Here is a 17,262-nt window from a genome sequence, read left to right as displayed (position 1 = left end):
CGCGCTGAGGCGCCAGCGAGAAGGATTACAGGCTATTGAAAACGCGGTTTTCCTGTTCCTGAACGCGGATAAAGGTCGTGCGCTTAGTCAGCTCTTTCAGGCGAGATGCACCCACGTAGGTACAAGCTGAACGCAGGCCGCCCAGAATGTCGCGTGCGGTGTGATCCACCGGGCCACGCAGAGGCAGCTTCACGGTTTTTCCTTCAGCGGCGCGGTATTTCGCCACACCGCCGACGTGTCGGGTCATGGCGGATTCGGAACTCATGCCGTAGAAGAGCATGAATTTCTCGCCATTCTCTTCAACGATGTTGCCGCCGCTCTCTTCATGCCCTGCCAGCATCCCACCCAGCATCACGAAATCTGCGCCGCCGCCGAACGCTTTAGCCACGTCACCGGGTGTGGTGCAGCCGCCATCGCTGATGATTTGCCCGCCCAGGCCATGCGCCGCATCGGCACACTCAATGACTGCAGAGAGTTGGGGATAGCCGACACCGGTTTTGACGCGAGTGGTGCAGACGGAGCCCGGACCGATACCAACTTTTACGATGTCAGCGCCAGAAAGAATCAGCTCTTCACACATTTCGCCGGTTACCACGTTGCCCGCGATAATGGTCTTCGTTGGCCAGGCTTCGCGCGCCTTACTAACGAACTGTACGAAGTGTTCGGAGTAACCGTTAGCCACATCGATACAGACAAAGTTCAGGGCCGGGTTAGCGGTAAGGATCTGTTTGGTTTTCTCGAAATCGGCATCAGAGGTGCCGGTAGAAACCATGACGTGCTTCAGCACGTTCTCGGAAGCGGCGCTGGCGAACGCACTCCACTCTTCCACGCTGTAATGCTTATGCACCGCGGTCAGAATGTCGAAGCTTGCCAGTGCAGTCGCCATTGCAAAAGTACCCACGGTATCCATGTTGGCGGCGATAATTGGCACACCAGACCAGGTCTGACCGGAATGTTTGAAGGTGAATTGACGTTCGAGTTCAACGTCTGAGCGGCTCTTGAGGGTAGAGCGTTTAGGGCGGATAAGAACGTCTTTAAAACCTAACTTCAGATCTTCTTCGATACGCATTAGCGGATTCCTGGGGTCAATGGCGAAAAACGAAACTCACAACTCCAGTGACGCTATCATACGCACTAATACTGGCTGCGCAAGACTGCGAAATTCTCTTTTTTTACGCTACAATCCTATAAATTTACCTGCTCAAAAGTAAGTAAACAGGGCTAAACCTTGATTGCTGAATGATTAAATTTTAAGCAATTGATTTTAATAATGAATAATTCCCAGGATTTTGTTTAATGGGGTACATCGTTGCGTTAACGGGGGGCATTGGCAGTGGCAAAAGCACTGTTGCTGACGCCTTCTCTCATCTGGGTGTCACGATAATTGACGCCGATATTATTGCCCGTCAGGTGGTAGAACCCAATACACCCGCACTTCAGGCCATTGCCGAACATTTTGGTAGCCAGCTTATTGCGCCGGATGGCACGTTAAATCGTCGCATGCTGCGCGAGCGTATCTTCTCTCATCCCGATGAAAAAGCCTGGCTCAACGCCCTCCTCCACCCCTTAATTCAGCAAGAGACTCAACGGCAGATTGCTGCAGCAACCTCACCTTACGTAATGTGGGTGGTCCCCCTGCTGGTGGAGAATCGTCTGCACGATAAAGCCGATCGGATTCTGGTGGTCGACGTCTCTCAGGAGACCCAAATTCAGCGCACCATGGCGCGTGATAACGTTGCGCGCCATCATGCGGAAACTATTCTGGCCGCGCAGGCCACGCGTGAAGCACGCCTTGCCGTCGCGGATGATGTTATTAATAATGACGGCGCACCGGATGCCATTGCATCCGCTGTTGCCCGCCTGCATGCACAATACCTGCAACTTGCAGCGCAGGCCGATTCACAGGAAAAGCCATAATGCACACCCACATTCTGTTTGAGCATCCGCTCAATGAAAAAATGCGTACCTGGTTGCGCATCGAGTTTTTAGTCCAGCAGCTGTCAAATTCTCTTCCGGTTAATAACCACACCTCAGCCCTGCACTTCTTTCGCAATGTTGGCGATCTGCTGGATGTGTTAGAGCGCGGTGAAGTCCGTACGGAGCTGTTAAAAGAGCTGGAGCGCCAGCATCGCAAACTGCAGGCATGGGCTGAAGTCCCTGGAGTAGATAACAGTCGTATCGACGCGCTGCGTCAGCAGCTAAAAAACAGCAGCGGAATACTGATGAGTGCGCCGCGTATTGGCCAGTTCTTGCGTGAAGATCGCCTGATTGCGCTGGTACGTCAGCGTTTGAGCATCCCGGGTGGCTGCTGTAGTTTTGATTTACCCACCCTGCACATTTGGCTGCATATGCCCCAGGCGCAACGTGATGCGCAGGTCCAGAGTTGGCTTCAGAGCCTGGAGCCGCTTATTCAGGCCTTATCCTTAATTCTGGATTTGATTCGCAACTCGGCGCAGTTCCGTAAACAGACCAGTCTGAATGGTTTTTACCAGGATAATGGAGAAGATGCCGACCTGCTGCGTCTGAATCTGGCGCTGGACGAGCAGCTCTACCCGCAGATTTCAGGCCATAAAAGCCGTTTTGCGATCCGTTTTATGCCGTTAGATAGCGAACATGGCGTGGTGCCAGAACGTCTCGATTTCGAGCTGGCGTGTTGTTAAGGAGTAAAGATGTCTGATGTTACGACAGTAAACTGCCCGACCTGCGGTAAAACCGTGGTCTGGAGCGAGCAAAGTCCGTTTCGCCCATTTTGTTGCAAGCGTTGTCAGCTTATTGATCTGGGTGAATGGGCTGCCGAAGAGAAACGTATTCCCAGCGCGGGCGATCTCTCAGACAGCGATGACTGGAGCGAAGAACAGCGCTAAGACGCAAAGCCTGCCGGCGCATAGTCCGGCAGACTCACTGGCCCCGTTTCAGGCGTGAAATCACCGGCTCATTCGCAGGTGGGAACTTCTCCGCATCCAGCTCACTTTGCGCAACCCAGCTCCCTGGCTGCCCCTCCTTGCCCCACGGCTCACCGTCCCAGCTCTCCACCAGCCAGAACCACAGAGTGATATGGCGATCGGGAAACTGGTACTCCAGTTTTTCATAAAGCGTCGCACCCTGAGGAGTGATGCCAACCTCTTCCTGTAATTCACGCACCAGCGCCTGCTCTGCACTTTCGCCCGCTTCAATCTTACCGCCCGGAAATTCCCACTTGTTGGCCATATGGGCATCGGCGGCACGCTGAGTGATAAAAATTTGCTGTTTCGCGTTACGGATAATACCGGTCGAGATATTCAATACTTTCATCGAATTACACCTATAAAAAAGGCGCAGAACGCTGCGCCTTTTTAGTCAGTTCATCACTTAGCTCAGGCGACCGTGGCACGCCTTATATTTTTTACCCGAACCACATGGGCAAGGATCATTACGACCCACTTTGCGATCCCCACTCTGCGCGGCAATGGCGGCTGCAGCCTCGCTGTCATCCGTCTGGTGGCTCAGCTGCTGCATCTGAGCCAGACGCTCGGCTTCTTCACGACGCTGCTGCTCCATTGCTTCCACCTCTTCCGGCATACGGACCTGAACTTTGCTCAGGGTGCTGATCACTTCATATTTGAGTGACTCCAGCATGGCGGCGAACATCGCAAAGGATTCACGCTTGTACTCCTGCTTAGGATCTTTCTGCGCATAGCCACGCAGGTGGATACCCTGACGCAGATAATCCATCGCAGCCAGGTGCTCTTTCCACAGAGAGTCCAGCGTCTGCAGCATTACGCCTTTTTCGAAGTGGCGCATCATCTCTGCACCCACAACCTCTTCTTTGCGTTTATAGACTTCTACCGCAGAAGCGAAGATGCGTTCACGCAACGTCTCTTCATGCAGCTCTGGCTCTTTATCCAGCCACTCTTTAATCGGCAGGTCGAGATCGAAGTCGTTTTTCAGGCGCTCCTGCAGCCCTTCCACGTCCCACATCTCTTCCAGGGACTGCGGAGGAATATGTCCGTCGATAGTCGCTTTGAAGACGTCTTCGCGGATGCTGTCGATGGTTTCGCTCACATCAGACACGTCCAGCAGTTCGTTACGCTGGGTGTAGATCGCACGACGCTGGTCGTTCGCTACATCATCGTATTCCAGCAGCTGTTTACGAATATCGAAGTTGCGGCTTTCTACTTTACGCTGTGCGTTGGCAATCGCTTTGGTCACCCATGGGTGCTCGATGGCTTCGCCCGGCTTCATCCCCAGCTTACGCATCATGCCGGAAACGCGGTCGGAGGCGAAGATACGCATCAGGGCATCTTCCATAGACAGGTAGAAGCGAGAAGAACCGGCATCACCCTGACGACCCGCACGGCCACGCAGCTGGTTATCGATACGACGTGATTCGTGACGTTCCGTGCCGATAATATGCAAGCCACCTGCGGCCAGCACTGCGTCGTGACGCACCTGCCACTCGGCTTTGATCTGAGCAATCTGCTCCGGAGTTGGATTTTCCAGCTCGGCCACTTCAGCCTGCCAGCTACCACCCAGCATGATATCTGTACCACGGCCTGCCATGTTGGTGGCGATGGTCACGGCAGAGGGATAACCCGCCTGCGCAACGATATCTGCCTCTTTCGCGTGGAATTTGGCGTTCAGTACGTTGTGCTTGATACCTGCTTTCGTCAGTTCATTCGAGACCACTTCCGATTTTTCGATGGAAATCGTACCTACCAGCACCGGTTGACCGGCAGCGGTACGATCGCGAATATCTTCAATGATGGCCTGAATTTTTTCTGCTTCGGTCATATAGACCAGATCCGGCATGTCCTTACGGATCATCGGACGGTTGGTCGGCACCACAACGGTATCCAGCTTATAGATAGAGCTGAATTCGAAGGCTTCAGTATCTGCCGTACCGGTCATGCCTGCCAGCTTCTCGTACAGACGGAAGTAGTTCTGGAAGGTAATAGACGCCAGCGTCTGGTTTTCATTCTGGATGTCGACGCCCTCTTTGGCTTCGACAGCCTGATGCAAACCGTCGGACCAGCGGCGGCCCTGCATGGTACGGCCAGTGTGCTCATCAACGATGATCACTTCGCCGTCTTTCACAATGTAATCAACGTCGCGGGTAAACAGGACGTGTGCACGCAGCGCAGCGGTGACGTGGTGCATGAGCATGATATTGGTCGGGGAGTAGAGTGACTCACCCTCGTCCATAATGCCCTGCGCAACCAGCAGCTCTTCAATTTGCACCAGGCCGCGTTCGGTCAGGTTAACCTGACGCGCTTTTTCATCCACAGAGAAGTGGCCTTCACCCTGGAAGGTATCCGAGTCCTCTTTTTCCTGACGAATCAGATGTGGGATGATTTTGTCGACTTTGCGGTACATTTCAGAGCTGTCTTCCGCCGGACCGGAGATGATCAGTGGCGTACGTGCTTCATCGATGAGAATGGAGTCAACTTCATCCACCAGCGCATAGTGCAGTTTACGCTGTACGCGCTCTTCCGGGCTGAACGCCATGTTGTCACGCAGGTAGTCGAAGCCGTATTCGTTGTTGGTCCCGTAAGTGATGTCGGCGTTATACGCTTCACGCTTGGCGGGTGCTGGCAGACCAGACATGTTGATGCCTACGGTCATGCCTAAGAATTCGAACAGGGGACGGTTGTTTTCGGCGTCACGCTGCGCCAGATAGTCGTTGACGGTTACTACGTGAACGCCTTTACCGGAGAGCGCGTTCAGGTACGCCGGCAGCGTTGCGGTCAGGGTTTTACCTTCACCGGTACGCATCTCTGCGATGCAGCGATCGTTCAGGACCATACCACCCAACAGTTGCACGTCGAAGTGACGCATCCCAAATACGCGCTTACTCGCCTCACGTACCACAGCAAATGCTTCAGGGATCAGGCTTTCTACGGTCTCGCCTTTTTCAAGACGCGCGCGGAATTCAGCGGTCTTCGCTTTCAGCTCGTCATCGGACAGTTTTTCCATTTCTGGCTCAAGGCCATTGATGACGGTGACAGCTTTACGCATGCGGCGCAGGGTACGATCGTTACGACTACCAAAAACTTTAGTTAATAATTTGATTAGCATAATAAAATCTCAAACATCCCGGTCAGGATAGATAAATTAAGTGATTAAAAAACGATTAATTTAACTGAGATGTTGAGGCCCGGCGCGGATACCCTGCACCTGGCTTATCCAGGCGGATACAAAGAAGGTCGATTCCGGGGCTAAGGAGATAACCGCAGGCTGAGGCAGGGTAGCCAGCGGTTTACTCTGCTGCGTTAGCAGCGTGTTGAGCGTATCAAGCAGCGCCAGATGGTGCGCCTGTACTGGCAGCGACTCTTCGATGGCAGGCAGCGCCTGCGGCGCCATCGCAAATGAGAGATGACGAATGACGGTACGAATCGCATGCTGGTGCCAGTAATCCACCGTGAAATTGGTACGGCGGTTCGCTTCCAGCAGCGCAAGATTGGTGAAATTAACGCGGGTGGTGAAATCATGGGTGGCGGACGTCTTCGCCGGCGTCGATGCCTCAGCGCTGTTGCTGAGCGCAGGCAAACCGAGACTCGCCGCGACCATCCCCAACAGGAGATGCGGCCAGAAGTAACGTCTGCCAAATTGTCGCCAGCGCGTCAGAATTCCGCTCAATTGCCCCACCACAATAAGAGAGCCACAAGGCTCACAATTTGATTTTGTTTATTTTCGCGTCCAGATATTACCACTAAAGGCCATACACAGCAGCAGTAATGAGGCACAGAGAGAGTTAAAAATGGTCATGAAACCAGCAAACGCGCCGTTGACCGCAAAATTCCGGAAAGACAAAAACAAAAAAGACTGGTATCCCTGGCCGGAGAGAGTGCCAGGTTAACCAGTCTATTTTAGTTAACGGGTGTAACCGTTAGGCCAGAACAGTGCTTGGTGCTTTGAACGCCAGCGGCAGTTCTGCTTCGTCCTGGAAGGTCACATATTCCCATGCTTCCTGTTTAGCCAGTACAGCCTGCAACAGTTTATTGTTCAGCGCATGACCGGATTTATACGCGGTAAATGCACCAATAATGTTGTGACCACACATAAACAGGTCGCCAATCGCATCCAGCATTTTGTGACGAACAAATTCATCTTCAAAACGCAGGCCGTCTTCATTCAGTACGCGATAATCGTCAACAACGATGGCACAATCGAAGCTGCCGCCCAGGCACAGGCCACGGGATTGCAGATATTCGATATCACGCATGAACCCGAAAGTACGGGCGCGACTGATTTGACGCATAAACGCATCAGCAGAGAAGTTCATCGCATAACGTTGGGTGCTGGAATCAATCGCCGGATGGTTAAAGTCGATGGTAAAGTCCAACGAAAAACCATTAAACGGTCTGAATTCAGCCCATTTGTCGCCATCTTCAACGCGAACGGTCTCTTTGATACGAACAAATTTCTTCGCACTGTTCAGCTCTTCGATGCCGGCATCCAGCAACAGATAGACAAACGGTGCAGCACTGCCGTCCATAATCGGGATTTCTGGCGCATCGACTTCAACAATAATGTTGTCGATACCCAGACCCGCCAGCGCGGCGTTAAGGTGCTCTACGGTAGAAATCCGCACGTCATGCTCGTTCACCAGGCAAGTACAGAGCATAGTATCACGCACAGATTTGGCATCGGCCGGGAAATCTACCGGTGGATTCAAGTCGGTGCGACGATAGATGACCCCGGTGTTTGCCGGCGCAGGGCGCAGCGTCAGCGTGACTTTCTTGCCGGTATGTAAACCGACACCCGTCGCCTGAACGATACGTTTTAATGTCCTTTGTTTGATCATCGTATAATCTCGCCAAATTACTTATCCAACCGAGAGTGTATATCACTATCGGCAGGGCAGTTTAGCACAAAGAGCGCAAATCCCCAAATTCCAGCCTAATCCTAGTCAGCTTGCTTACGCAGGAACGCTGGGATGTCCAGATAATCCGGTTCTTTCTGGGTTTGCGGTGTATTGTCATTAACCACTTTCGCGGCCGGTTTCTGCTCCTGCGTCAGCGGGGTCATACCGTGCTGCGGGTAGCGATCCATAACTGGCTGCTGAGTCTGTTTGTTAGTGACAAGCGTGATCTCAGGGCGCTTGTCCATGCCGATGCCAGTTGCAACAACGGTAACGCGCAGTTCGTCGTTCATCTCTGGATCCAGAGAGGTACCGATAACCACGGTCGCGTTGTCGGAAGCGAACGCACGAATGGTGTTACCCACCGTTTCGAACTCATCCAGACGCAGGTCGAAGCCGGCGGTGATGTTAACCAGCACGCCGCGCGCACCAGAGAGGTCGATATCTTCCAGCAGCGGAGAAGAGATCGCCATTTCTGCGGCTTCTTCAGCACGGTCTTCACCGCTTGCCACGCCGGAGCCCATCATCGCGTAGCCCATTTCGGACATCACGGTGCGAACGTCTGCAAAGTCGACGTTCATCAGACCCGGACGGGTAATCAGCTCAGCGATACCCTGAACGGCGCCTTTCAGCACGTCGTTCGCAGCACCGAAGGCATCCAGCAGGGAGATACCGCGACCCAGCACTTTCAGCAGCTTGTCGTTCGGGATAGTAATCAGCGAGTCCACATGTTTGGACAGCTCAGTAATACCCTGCTCCGCAAACGCCATACGTTTTTTGCCTTCAAAGTTGAAAGGCTTAGTGACGACAGCAACGGTCAGAATACCTAAATCTTTTGCAACTTCAGCCACCACTGGCGCAGCACCCGTGCCGGTACCACCACCCATGCCAGCTGCGATGAACACCATGTCTGCACCATCCAGCGCAGCACGCAGTGCTTCACGGTCTTCTTCGGCTGCGTTACGGCCGACTTCCGGGTTAGCCCCAGCGCCCAGACCTTTCGTGATGCCGCCACCGATCTGAATCGTCTGGCCGACAGCCGTCTTTCGCAGGGCCTGAGCGTCGGTGTTAACTGCAAAGAATTCCACGCCTTCGATGCGTTCACGCACCATGTGCTCTACGGCGTTACCGCCGCCGCCACCGACGCCGATGACTTTAATCACCGCGTCGTTGGTTAATTCCATAGGTTCAAACATAGTTTCTCTCTCCGTTGTGCCTGTCGCCCGAAACCGTTAATTCTCTCCGGTCTCTTAAAAAAATTAAAACTCTTTTCGTAGCCAGGTGTTGATTCGTTTAATCCACGACCCCACCGACGCACGTTTTTCCACTTCTGCTTCACCGCTGAGATGGGTTTCCTTCCCGTAGTGAAGCAGGCCCACGGCCGTAGAGTAATAGGGCTCCTGGGCATAATCTGTCAGACCGGTGATATTCAGCGGGGCCCCGATACGCACCTGCGTATGGAACACGCGCTGTGCGCAGGCCGCAAGACCTTCAATTTGCGCCGCACCGCCGGTTAATACAATCCCCGCCGCAAGATGATGTTTCACTCCCTGCTGGCGAAGCTGTTCCTGTAATTGCAAAATCTCTTCGTTAACAAGGTTCAGCAGCTCGGTGTAACGCGGCTCAATAACCTCTGCCAGAGTCTGACGCTGCAGACTGCGAGGAGGACGTCCCCCTACGCTTGGCACTTCAACGCTCTCGTCTTTACCGACGATAGAGCCGAGCGCACAGCCATGGCGCACTTTAATCGCCTCTGCATCGCTCGGTGGCGTGCCGAAGGCGTAAGCGATATCGCTGGTTACCACGTTACCCGCATACGGGATCACTTTGGTATGACGCAATGCACCACCGGTATACACCGCCATGTCCATTGTACCACCGCCGATATCCACGACACAGACGCCCAGTTCACGTTCGTCTTCAGTCAACACCGAATAACTGGCTGCCAGACCGGCGAAAATAAGTTGGTCAACTTTGAGGCCACAACGTTCAACGGCTTTGACGATGTTCTTCGCCATATCGTTGTGACATGTGATCAAGTGCACTTTTGCCTGCATACGTACGCCTGAAAGCCCGACCGGATTTTTAATGCCTTCCTGATAGTCGATGGCATATTCCTGCGGGATCACATGCAGGACGCGATGCTCATCACGCACGCGCACGGATTTCGCCGTATGGACCACGTTCTCAACGTCTTCCTGTGTCACTTCTTCTTCTGAAATCGGCACCATACCGATTTCATTCTGGCAGCTGATATGCTTGCCAGAGAGCGCCAGATACACAGAGGAAATCTGGCAGTCTGCCATTAATTCTGCCTGATCGATGGCGCGCTGTACGCACTTCACCACCGACTCGAGGTCGTTTACCCCACCTTTATCCATACCACGAGACGGGCAACTGCCCACGCCAATGATATTGACCATACCGTCGGGCAGAACTTCCCCTACTAAAGCGGCTACCTTCGCGGTGCCTATCTCCAGTCCAACTACCAGTTTTCTGTCCGTCGCCTTGATCATTGTTGTTCTGCCTGTACCTGTGCCTGATTTTGTTGCTGCCTGGTTTCCTCATCCGGCGCCGGGATCCACCCCACCGACGCGCCTGAGTCATAGCGCAAATCAACGTAGCTTATCCGTTTGCCATCGGCCTGCGCCTGTTGTTGCAGAACCGGATAGAGTTCTACAAATCGCGCCAGACGCTTCATGGTGTCGCCGCGGCCAAGGTTAAGCTTGATGTCATTCGTCAGCGTTAACTGCCATGAACGTCGCGCTGTCATCGCCGCATTCTTTAACGTAAACCGATCCTTAGCCAACACCTGCCCCATGTTACGAAAACCTTCCAGCACCTCATTTTCGCTGCCTTCCGGCCCATATAACATGGGTAAATTTTGCTTGCTGACGCGATCGGCAGGGACGCTGAAGGAATTTCCGTCTGCGTCAACCATATGCTGATCATTCCACCGCGCAATGGGCACAAATTCAACCAGATGAATCTTCAATTCATCGGGCCACTGCTTGCGTACGCTTGCCTGTTTTATCCACGGCAGACGTTCAATCTGGCTCTGGATGATGTTGACGTCCTGAGTCATAAAGGTTCCCGGCGATCCCAACGCCAGGATTGACTGGCGTATATCATCGTTACGGGTGTAATGACGATCGCCGGTCACCACCAGTTTCGACAGGGGTAACCGCTGCGCATCTTCCATCCAGCCCAGCACCATCCAGCCGCTGACAAACACGGTACATAGCACGGCAAGCAGGAAGATAATCCCTGCAAGACGCGTTCCATTATTGCGACGAGACGAATACTCTTCCTCTTCGTCACGATTTCGCGTGTTCAGCGCAGCCTGAGACATATCAGCGCGCCTGATCCAGAATACGTACAACAAGCTGGGAGAAACTCATGCCCGCCTGACGCGCCGCCATGGGCACCAGGCTGTGGCTGGTCATTCCTGGAGAGGTGTTCGCCTCCAGCAGGTAAAACTGCCCATCACTGTCCTGCATCACATCAATACGACCCCAACCGCGACAACCTAAAACAGTCCATGCTTTAAGGACCAGAGACTGTAACTGCGCTTCATCCTTCTCTTCCAGACCTGCAGGGCAGAAATATTGCGTCTCATCAGAGAGATACTTCGCCTCATAATCATAGAAGGTTCCGGCTGGTTGGATACGAATCGACGGTAAAATTTCTTCACCAAGCATGGCGACGGTAAATTCCGGCCCGCTGAGCCATTTTTCAATCAGAACTTCTTCATCATGTTGAAATGCCAGCGCTAATGCCGAAGATATATCGCCTGCATTGTCCACTTTAGACATGCCAACGCTGGAGCCTTCGCGGCTGGGCTTAACAATAACCGGCAAACCCAGCGCGGCAATTCGCGAAATAACGCTGTCTGGCAGGCCTAATTCAAATTCGCGGCGCGTAACAGCAACCCATGGCGCGACCGGTAAGCCCGCACCCTGCCACAACAATTTGCTGCGCAACTTATCCATAGAAATGGCCGACGCCATGACGCCACTGCCGGTATAGGGCAAGCCAATCAAATCCAGTAACCCCTGCAGGGTGCCATCTTCACCGCCACGACCGTGGAGGGCGATGAAAACCTTATCAAATCCCATCTCTTTCAGGCGCGTGACATCCGTCTCCTTTGGATCGACCGGGTGCGCATCAATGCCACCTTCGCGAAGACCCGCCAGTACTGCTGCGCCAGAGTTCAGAGAAACGTCGCGTTCAGCGGAAGTCCCGCCAAGCAGGACGGCGATCTTATCAGCCATGGCGTTCTTCCTCCGAATTTTGCGGCTTCAGTTTGATTTCAGCTAAGTTACGGGCGATCTTGCCGATATTTCCCGCACCCTGAACCAGAATCAAATCATTACCGGTCAGCACGGGGGCGAGCATCGCCGCTACCTGTGCGTGGTCGGGGACCAGAATCGGGTCAATCTTACCGCGCCCACGAATGGTACGACACAGCGAACGGCTGTCCGCGCCCGGAATTGCCGCTTCACCCGCAGAGTAAACATCCAGCATCAGCAGGGCATCCACCTGTGACAGGACGTTAGCGAAGTCATCATAGAGATCGCGGGTACGGGTATAGCGATGAGGCTGGAATACCATCACCAGATTTTTATCTGGCCAGCCGGCACGCGCCGCCTTAATGGTGGCATCCACTTCCGTAGGGTGATGACCATAGTCATCTACCAGCATAGCGGTACCGGTTTTGCCGTTAACCTCTGCCAGCGGGAACTCCCCAAGGAAATCAAAACGACGGCCAGTGCCCTGGAAGCTCTCCAGCGCGCGCAAAATTGCCTCGTCTTCAATGCCCTCTTCCGTTGCTACGGCAACCGCCGCCGCGGCGTTTAGCGCGTTATGGCGACCCGGCGCGTTCAGCGTGACCTGCACCAGCTCTTTATCCTGGCGGGCCAAGGTAAAGTGTCCCTGAGCGCCAATCTGCTGATAGTTCTCAACGCGCACATCGGCATCTTCACTGAAGCCGTAAGTAGTTATCTGACGCCCCACTCGCGGCAGCAGCTCGCGGATGACCGGATCGTCCACACACATTACTGCACGTCCATAAAACGGCAGATTGTGCAAAAAGTTGATGAATGTTTGCTTTAAATTTTCGAAATCGCCCTGGTAAGTATCCATGTGGTCGGCTTCGATGTTGGTAACAATCGCCACCATCGGTTGCAAATGCAGGAATGACGCATCACTTTCATCCGCTTCAGCAATCAGGTAACGGCTGTGACCCAGACGTGCATGCACGCCTGCCGCTTTGACCAGCCCGCCGTTCACGAACGTTGGATCGAGACCCGCTTCGGCATAAATACTGGAGACCATCGCCGTCGTCGTGGTCTTACCGTGAGTTCCGGCAACAGCGATGCCGTGACGGAAACGCATCAACTCAGCCAGCATTTCGGCGCGGCGGATTACCGGGATACGCGCTTCGTGCGCAGCCACAATCTCCGGGTTATCGGCAGAAATCGCGCTGGATACCACCACCACGCTCGCGTCACTGACGTTTTCCGGGCGATGGTTGAAATAGATTGTTGCGCCAAGCGACGCCAACTGTTGCGTAACAGGGTTCGGCGCCAGATCAGAACCGCTGATCTGGTAACCTTCATTCGCCAGCACTTCGGCAATACCGCCCATACCGGCGCCGCCGATGCCAACGAAGTGAATGTGCCGGACGCGACGCATCTCGGGCACGATTGAACGCAGTTTCGCCAGTTGTTGTGTATTCATTCTCTAAACGCCATCGACTACTTAAAATTCGTGCAGCGCAACACGCGCTGCGAGGGTTAAGCCTGGGCTGCCAGGCTCACTTCTTTTGCTACCCGCTCGGTGGCATCCGGGATCGCGGCCGCGCGTGCGTGCTGCGCCATCTCCAGTAATGTCTCCCGGTTCCAGCCCGCCAGGGTGGTGGCGACCGCATCTGCGGTAAACTGCGGCTGTTCAAAGATTTTTGCGGCGCCCGCTTTTTCAAGTGGCAACGCATTCCAGTACTGCTGACGGTCTTTATGCTGGAACGGCACAAACAGCGCCGGCAAACCGGCGGCAGCGATTTCGCTTACCGTCAATGCACCAGAGCGGCAAACTACCACATCGGCCCAGGCGTAAGCGGCGGCCATGTCGTCGATAAATTCGGTGACCTTATGCTGCGGCTGACCGGCCTCTGCATAAGCTTGCTCAACGGTCTGCTGAGCGCCTTTACCGCTTTGATGCCAAATTGTCACAGCCTCACCCAGCTTCGCGGCCACCTGCGGCATCGTCTGGTTCAACACGCGCGCGCCCTGCGAGCCTCCGACGACCAGCACCCGCACCGGCCCTTCACGACCGGTGAGTCGCGCCTGGGGTAGCGGCAGCGCCAGCACATCAACGCGCACCGGGTTACCCACGACATCGGCTTTCGGAAACGCTCCCGGGAAAGCCTGCATCACTTTGCTGGCAATTTTCGCCAGCCATTTATTGGTGAGGCCCGCGATACCGTTCTGCTCATGCAGCACAACGGGGATACCCAACGACCATGCCGCCAGGCCACCCGGGCCAGAGACATAACCGCCCATGCCCAACACCACGTCCGGCTTAAAGCGTTTCATGATGGCGCGCGCCTGACGCCAGGCATTGAAAATGCGTACCGGTGCGAGCAGCAAAGCTTTCAGTCCCTTGCCCCGAAGACCGGAAATACGAATAAAGTCGATCTCGATACCATGTTTCGGCACCAGATCGGCTTCCATGCGGTCTGCGGTTCCTAGCCAGCGTACTTGCCAGCCCTGATCCATCAAATGGTGCGCAACCGCCAGCCCCGGAAAGACATGTCCGCCGGTACCGCCTGCCATCACCATTAACCGCTTCGGTTGATTCATCGTGAACCTCGTGTAAACGCCTGGGCATTCTCCAGACGCGTTTCATAATCTATACGTAGCAAAAACATAATGGCGGTCGACATAATCAACAGACTCGAGCCACCATAACTGATCAACGGCAACGTCAGCCCCTTTGTGGGCAGCATGCCGGCCGCCGCGCCGACGTTCACCAGAGCCTGGAAACTGAACCAGATCCCGATCGAGCACGCCAGAAAGCCCGAGAAGCGATGGTCAATCACCAGCGCTTTTCGGCCAATCGACATGGCGCGGAAAGCGACGAAGAATACCATTAAAAGTGCTAATACCACACCGATATAACCCAGTTCTTCCCCAATGATGGAGAAGATGAAGTCGGTATGTGCCTCCGGTAAATACTCAAGTTTTTGGACGGAATTCCCCAGCCCCTGCCCCCAGAATTCACCCCGTCCAAACGCCATCAATGACTGGGTGAGCTGATAACCGCTGCCGAAGGGATCTTCCCACGGATTCCAGAACGAGGTGACGCGGCGGATACGGTAGGGTTCAGCCAGAATCAACAGCACGACGGCAGAGATGCCCATCCCGATAATGGCGATGAACTGCCACAATTTGGCGCCAGCGAGAAACAGCATGGCCAGCGTGGTGACAAACAGCACGACCACGGTACCCAGGTCAGGCTGCGCAAGCAGTAATACCGCCAGCACCAGAATCACGCCCATCGGTTTTAAAAAGCCGCGCAGGTTGTTACGCACCTCATCGACTTTACGCACCAGGTAGTTGGCCAGATAGCAGAAGAGCGACAGTTTGGTAAACTCCGCAGGCTGAATACGCAGCGGGCCAAAGGCAATCCAGCGCGATGCCCCGTTAACAGAACTGCCCACCACCAGAACAATCAGCAGCATGACGATAGAGGCGATAAGCATTGCGGTGCTGTGCCGCTGCCAGAACTCCATCGGCAGACGCAGTGTCACCATCGCCAGACAGAATGCGAGAATAATGTACAAACCATCACGCTTGGCAAACAGGAAAGGATCGTTCGCCAGACGCTGCCCCACGGGCATCGAGGCGGAGGTCACCATAATAAAGCCAATAGCGGCCAGCCCCAGCGTAAGCCAGAGCAGCACACGGTCATACATGATAAGGCTATCGGAATCTTTATCCCGTGAGCCCATGACCCAGCCTTTCAGCGCCGCGAAGATCCACGCCAGGATACCGAATCCCGGAAGGCGCGGCAGGCGAAGGCGAGGGAAAGATAAACGCATCAGCCTAACTCCTGCGCCAGGCGGGTGAAGAGATCGCCACGCTGTTCAAAGTTTTTAAACTGATCAAGGCTGGCGCAGGCAGGAGAGAGCAACACCATATCGCCCGGCTTCAGCGTGGGGGCGAGCAGGCGCATCGCCTGTTCCATGGTTTCTGTCTGCTGTGCGACCTCCGGACGTAATGCCGCCAGCTCTGCGCCATCCCGGCCGAAGCAGTAAAGGCGCACGTTGTCGCCCTTCAGATACGGTTTCAGAGAGGAGAAGTCAGCCGATTTGCCATCACCGCCAAGCAACAGATGCAGCGTACCCTCTACGTGCAGGCCATTCAACGCCGCCTCGGTGCTACCCACGTTGGTGGCTTTGGAGTCGTTGATCCAGCGCACGCCGTTGTGTTCCAGCGCCAGCTGGAATCGGTGAGCAAGGCCGGTAAAGGTGGTCAGGGCTTTCAGACTGGACGCACGCGGTAACCCGGCGGCATCCGCCAGCGCCAGTGCGGCCAGCGCATTGGTGTAGTTATGCTGCCCGGAGAGCTTCATCTCTTTTACGTTCAGCACTTTTTCACCCTGCACGCGCAGCCAGGTTTCGCCCTGCTGACGATTCAGATGATAGTCACCCATGTTGATACCAAAGCTGATGCAGCGCTCATCGGCGCCGCGAACCGGCATGGTCAGCGCATCATCGGCGTTAACCACACAAACTTCTGCATTCTCGTAAACCCGCAGTTTGGCTGCACGGTATTGCTGCAGACCAAACGGGTAACGGTCCATATGATCTTCGGTTACGTTGAGGATCGTGGCGGCCACGGCCTTCAGGCTGGAGGTGGTTTCCAGCTGGAAGCTGGAAAGCTCCAGAACATACAACTCGCGTCCCTGATCGAGCAGCATTAAGGCGGGCAATCCAATGTTTCCGCCGACACCGACGCTCACGCCTGCCGCTTTTGCCATCTCACCCACGAGGGTCGTGACGGTGCTTTTACCGTTAGAGCCGGTAATGGCGACGATTGGCGCCTGTGCTTCACGGCAGAACAGTTCAATATCACCCACAATTTCAACGCCCGCATCGGCTGCGGCGCTTAACGAAGGGTGCGCCAGCGCCATACCGGGGCTGGCAACGATCAGATCGGCTGCCAGCAGCCAGTCATCATTAAGACCACCAAGGTGGCGTTCAACCTGTTCCGGCAGTTTGTCCAGCCCAGGCGGAGAGATACGCGTATCCATTACGCGCGGCGTCACGCCGCGCGCAAGGAAAAAGTCCACGCAGGAGAGCCCGGTAAGGCCCAGCCCGATGATAACGACTTTTTTACCCTGGTAATCTGCCATGA

At 54.7% G+C, this 17,262-nt stretch carries 16 protein-coding genes; 3 read left to right on the top strand and 13 right to left on the bottom strand.

What is annotated here, in order from left to right; all coding sequences use genetic code 11:
• Positions 1-25 precede the first annotated feature (25 nt).
• Positions 26-1,069 carry a GMP reductase gene (locus B3B59_RS07275; RefSeq protein ID WP_040077152.1) on the bottom strand — a complete coding sequence of 348 codons (1,044 nt, stop codon included), beginning with the start codon at positions 1,067-1,069 and terminating at the stop codon, positions 26-28.
• Between the two features lie 227 nt (positions 1,070-1,296).
• On the opposite strand from B3B59_RS07275, the gene coaE reads away from it, so the two are divergent.
• The 3 genes from coaE to yacG are packed head-to-tail and all read left to right on the top strand — an operon-like array spanning position 1,297 to position 2,864.
• Positions 1,297-1,917 (top strand): dephospho-CoA kinase, encoded by a 621-nt coding sequence (gene coaE, locus B3B59_RS07270; protein ID WP_040077154.1) that lies wholly within the window; start codon positions 1,297-1,299, stop codon positions 1,915-1,917.
• The gene (zapD, locus tag B3B59_RS07265; RefSeq protein WP_040077155.1) at positions 1,917-2,660 is read left to right on the top strand and encodes a cell division protein ZapD; all 744 of its coding nucleotides are present in this window, start codon (positions 1,917-1,919) and stop codon (positions 2,658-2,660) included. The genes coaE and zapD overlap by 1 nt, the downstream gene beginning before the upstream one ends.
• A gap of 9 nt (positions 2,661-2,669) precedes the next feature.
• Positions 2,670-2,864, top strand: coding sequence for a DNA gyrase inhibitor YacG (gene yacG, locus B3B59_RS07260; protein WP_286808528.1), 195 nt, complete (start codon positions 2,670-2,672; stop codon positions 2,862-2,864).
• Positions 2,865-2,898: 34 nt separating this feature from the next.
• Here yacG and mutT read toward each other — a convergent pair whose 3' ends face one another.
• The 12 genes from mutT to murD form a co-directional block, all read right to left on the bottom strand.
• A complete protein-coding gene (gene mutT / locus B3B59_RS07255) occupies positions 2,899-3,291 on the bottom strand; it encodes an 8-oxo-dGTP diphosphatase MutT (RefSeq protein ID WP_207292999.1) in 393 nt (130 codons plus the stop codon).
• Between the two features lie 57 nt (positions 3,292-3,348).
• Positions 3,349-6,054 carry a preprotein translocase subunit SecA gene (gene secA, locus B3B59_RS07250; protein WP_040077158.1) on the bottom strand — a complete coding sequence of 902 codons (2,706 nt, stop codon included), beginning with the start codon at positions 6,052-6,054 and terminating at the stop codon, positions 3,349-3,351.
• 60 nt (positions 6,055-6,114) lie between these two features.
• A complete protein-coding gene (gene secM, locus B3B59_RS07245) occupies positions 6,115-6,615 on the bottom strand; it encodes a secA translation cis-regulator SecM (protein WP_212477213.1) in 501 nt (166 codons plus the stop codon).
• A 250-nt stretch (positions 6,616-6,865) separates the two neighbouring features.
• Positions 6,866-7,783 (bottom strand): UDP-3-O-acyl-N-acetylglucosamine deacetylase, encoded by a 918-nt coding sequence (gene lpxC / locus B3B59_RS07240; protein ID WP_040077161.1) that lies wholly within the window; start codon positions 7,781-7,783, stop codon positions 6,866-6,868.
• A 101-nt stretch (positions 7,784-7,884) separates the two neighbouring features.
• Positions 7,885-9,036: a cell division protein FtsZ gene (gene ftsZ / locus B3B59_RS07235; RefSeq protein ID WP_040077163.1), complete on the bottom strand. Its 1,152-nt coding sequence runs from the start codon at positions 9,034-9,036 to the stop codon at positions 7,885-7,887.
• Between the two features lie 63 nt (positions 9,037-9,099).
• The gene (gene ftsA / locus B3B59_RS07230) at positions 9,100-10,356 is read right to left on the bottom strand and encodes a cell division protein FtsA (RefSeq protein ID WP_046884982.1); all 1,257 of its coding nucleotides are present in this window, start codon (positions 10,354-10,356) and stop codon (positions 9,100-9,102) included.
• The gene (ftsQ, locus tag B3B59_RS07225) at positions 10,353-11,192 is read right to left on the bottom strand and encodes a cell division protein FtsQ (protein ID WP_046884983.1); all 840 of its coding nucleotides are present in this window, start codon (positions 11,190-11,192) and stop codon (positions 10,353-10,355) included. Before ftsQ ends, ftsA begins: the two co-directional genes overlap by 4 nt.
• A 1-nt stretch (position 11,193) precedes the next feature.
• Positions 11,194-12,114 (bottom strand): D-alanine--D-alanine ligase, encoded by a 921-nt coding sequence (locus B3B59_RS07220; protein ID WP_233801969.1) that lies wholly within the window; start codon positions 12,112-12,114, stop codon positions 11,194-11,196.
• A complete protein-coding gene (gene murC, locus B3B59_RS07215) occupies positions 12,107-13,582 on the bottom strand; it encodes a UDP-N-acetylmuramate--L-alanine ligase (protein ID WP_040077168.1) in 1,476 nt (491 codons plus the stop codon). The genes B3B59_RS07220 and murC overlap by 8 nt, the downstream gene beginning before the upstream one ends.
• Before the next feature lie 56 nt (positions 13,583-13,638).
• Positions 13,639-14,703, bottom strand: a complete 1,065-nt coding sequence (murG, locus tag B3B59_RS07210) for an undecaprenyldiphospho-muramoylpentapeptide beta-N-acetylglucosaminyltransferase (protein ID WP_207292996.1) — start codon at positions 14,701-14,703, stop codon at positions 13,639-13,641.
• Entirely contained in the window at positions 14,700-15,944 is a 1,245-nt protein-coding gene (gene ftsW / locus B3B59_RS07205; RefSeq protein ID WP_040077170.1) for a cell division protein FtsW, read from the bottom strand. Before ftsW ends, murG begins: the two co-directional genes overlap by 4 nt.
• On the bottom strand, positions 15,944-17,260 hold the full coding sequence (gene murD / locus B3B59_RS07200; RefSeq protein ID WP_286808524.1) for a UDP-N-acetylmuramoyl-L-alanine--D-glutamate ligase: 1,317 nt from the start codon (positions 17,258-17,260) through the stop codon (positions 15,944-15,946). Before murD ends, ftsW begins: the two co-directional genes overlap by 1 nt.
• Between the last annotated feature and the right edge of the window lie 2 nt (positions 17,261-17,262).

The sequence above is a fragment of the Leclercia sp. UBA2479 genome (assembly GCF_002341985.1).
Taxonomy (GTDB): Bacteria; Pseudomonadota; Gammaproteobacteria; order Enterobacterales; family Enterobacteriaceae; genus Enterobacter; species Enterobacter pneumoniae.
The sequence above is the reverse complement of the archived record's forward strand: the minus strand, read 5'-3'. Positions and strand labels throughout refer to the sequence as shown.

What these genes read in the sequence shown, in the direction of transcription:
- B3B59_RS07275 (WP_040077152.1), bottom strand. Translation starts at nt 1,069, where the DNA reads ATGCGTATCGAAGAAGATCTGAAGTTAGGTTTTAAAGACGTTCTTATC.
- coaE (WP_040077154.1), top strand. Translation starts at nt 1,297, where the DNA reads ATGGGGTACATCGTTGCGTTAACGGGGGGCATTGGCAGTGGCAAAAGC.
- zapD (WP_040077155.1), top strand. Translation starts at nt 1,917, where the DNA reads ATGCACACCCACATTCTGTTTGAGCATCCGCTCAATGAAAAAATGCGT.
- yacG (WP_286808528.1), top strand. Translation starts at nt 2,670, where the DNA reads ATGTCTGATGTTACGACAGTAAACTGCCCGACCTGCGGTAAAACCGTG.
- mutT (WP_207292999.1), bottom strand. Translation starts at nt 3,291, where the DNA reads ATGAAAGTATTGAATATCTCGACCGGTATTATCCGTAACGCGAAACAG.
- secA (WP_040077158.1), bottom strand. Translation starts at nt 6,054, where the DNA reads ATGCTAATCAAATTATTAACTAAAGTTTTTGGTAGTCGTAACGATCGT.
- lpxC (WP_040077161.1), bottom strand. Translation starts at nt 7,783, where the DNA reads ATGATCAAACAAAGGACATTAAAACGTATCGTTCAGGCGACGGGTGTC.
- ftsZ (WP_040077163.1), bottom strand. Translation starts at nt 9,036, where the DNA reads ATGTTTGAACCTATGGAATTAACCAACGACGCGGTGATTAAAGTCATC.
- ftsA (WP_046884982.1), bottom strand. Translation starts at nt 10,356, where the DNA reads ATGATCAAGGCGACGGACAGAAAACTGGTAGTTGGACTGGAGATAGGC.
- ftsQ (WP_046884983.1), bottom strand. Translation starts at nt 11,192, where the DNA reads ATGTCTCAGGCTGCGCTGAACACGCGAAATCGTGACGAAGAGGAAGAG.
- B3B59_RS07220 (WP_233801969.1), bottom strand. Translation starts at nt 12,114, where the DNA reads ATGGCTGATAAGATCGCCGTCCTGCTTGGCGGGACTTCCGCTGAACGC.
- murC (WP_040077168.1), bottom strand. Translation starts at nt 13,582, where the DNA reads ATGAATACACAACAACTGGCGAAACTGCGTTCAATCGTGCCCGAGATG.
- murG (WP_207292996.1), bottom strand. Translation starts at nt 14,703, where the DNA reads ATGAATCAACCGAAGCGGTTAATGGTGATGGCAGGCGGTACCGGCGGA.
- ftsW (WP_040077170.1), bottom strand. Translation starts at nt 15,944, where the DNA reads ATGCGTTTATCTTTCCCTCGCCTTCGCCTGCCGCGCCTTCCGGGATTC.
- murD (WP_286808524.1), bottom strand. Translation starts at nt 17,260, where the DNA reads ATGGCAGATTACCAGGGTAAAAAAGTCGTTATCATCGGGCTGGGCCTT.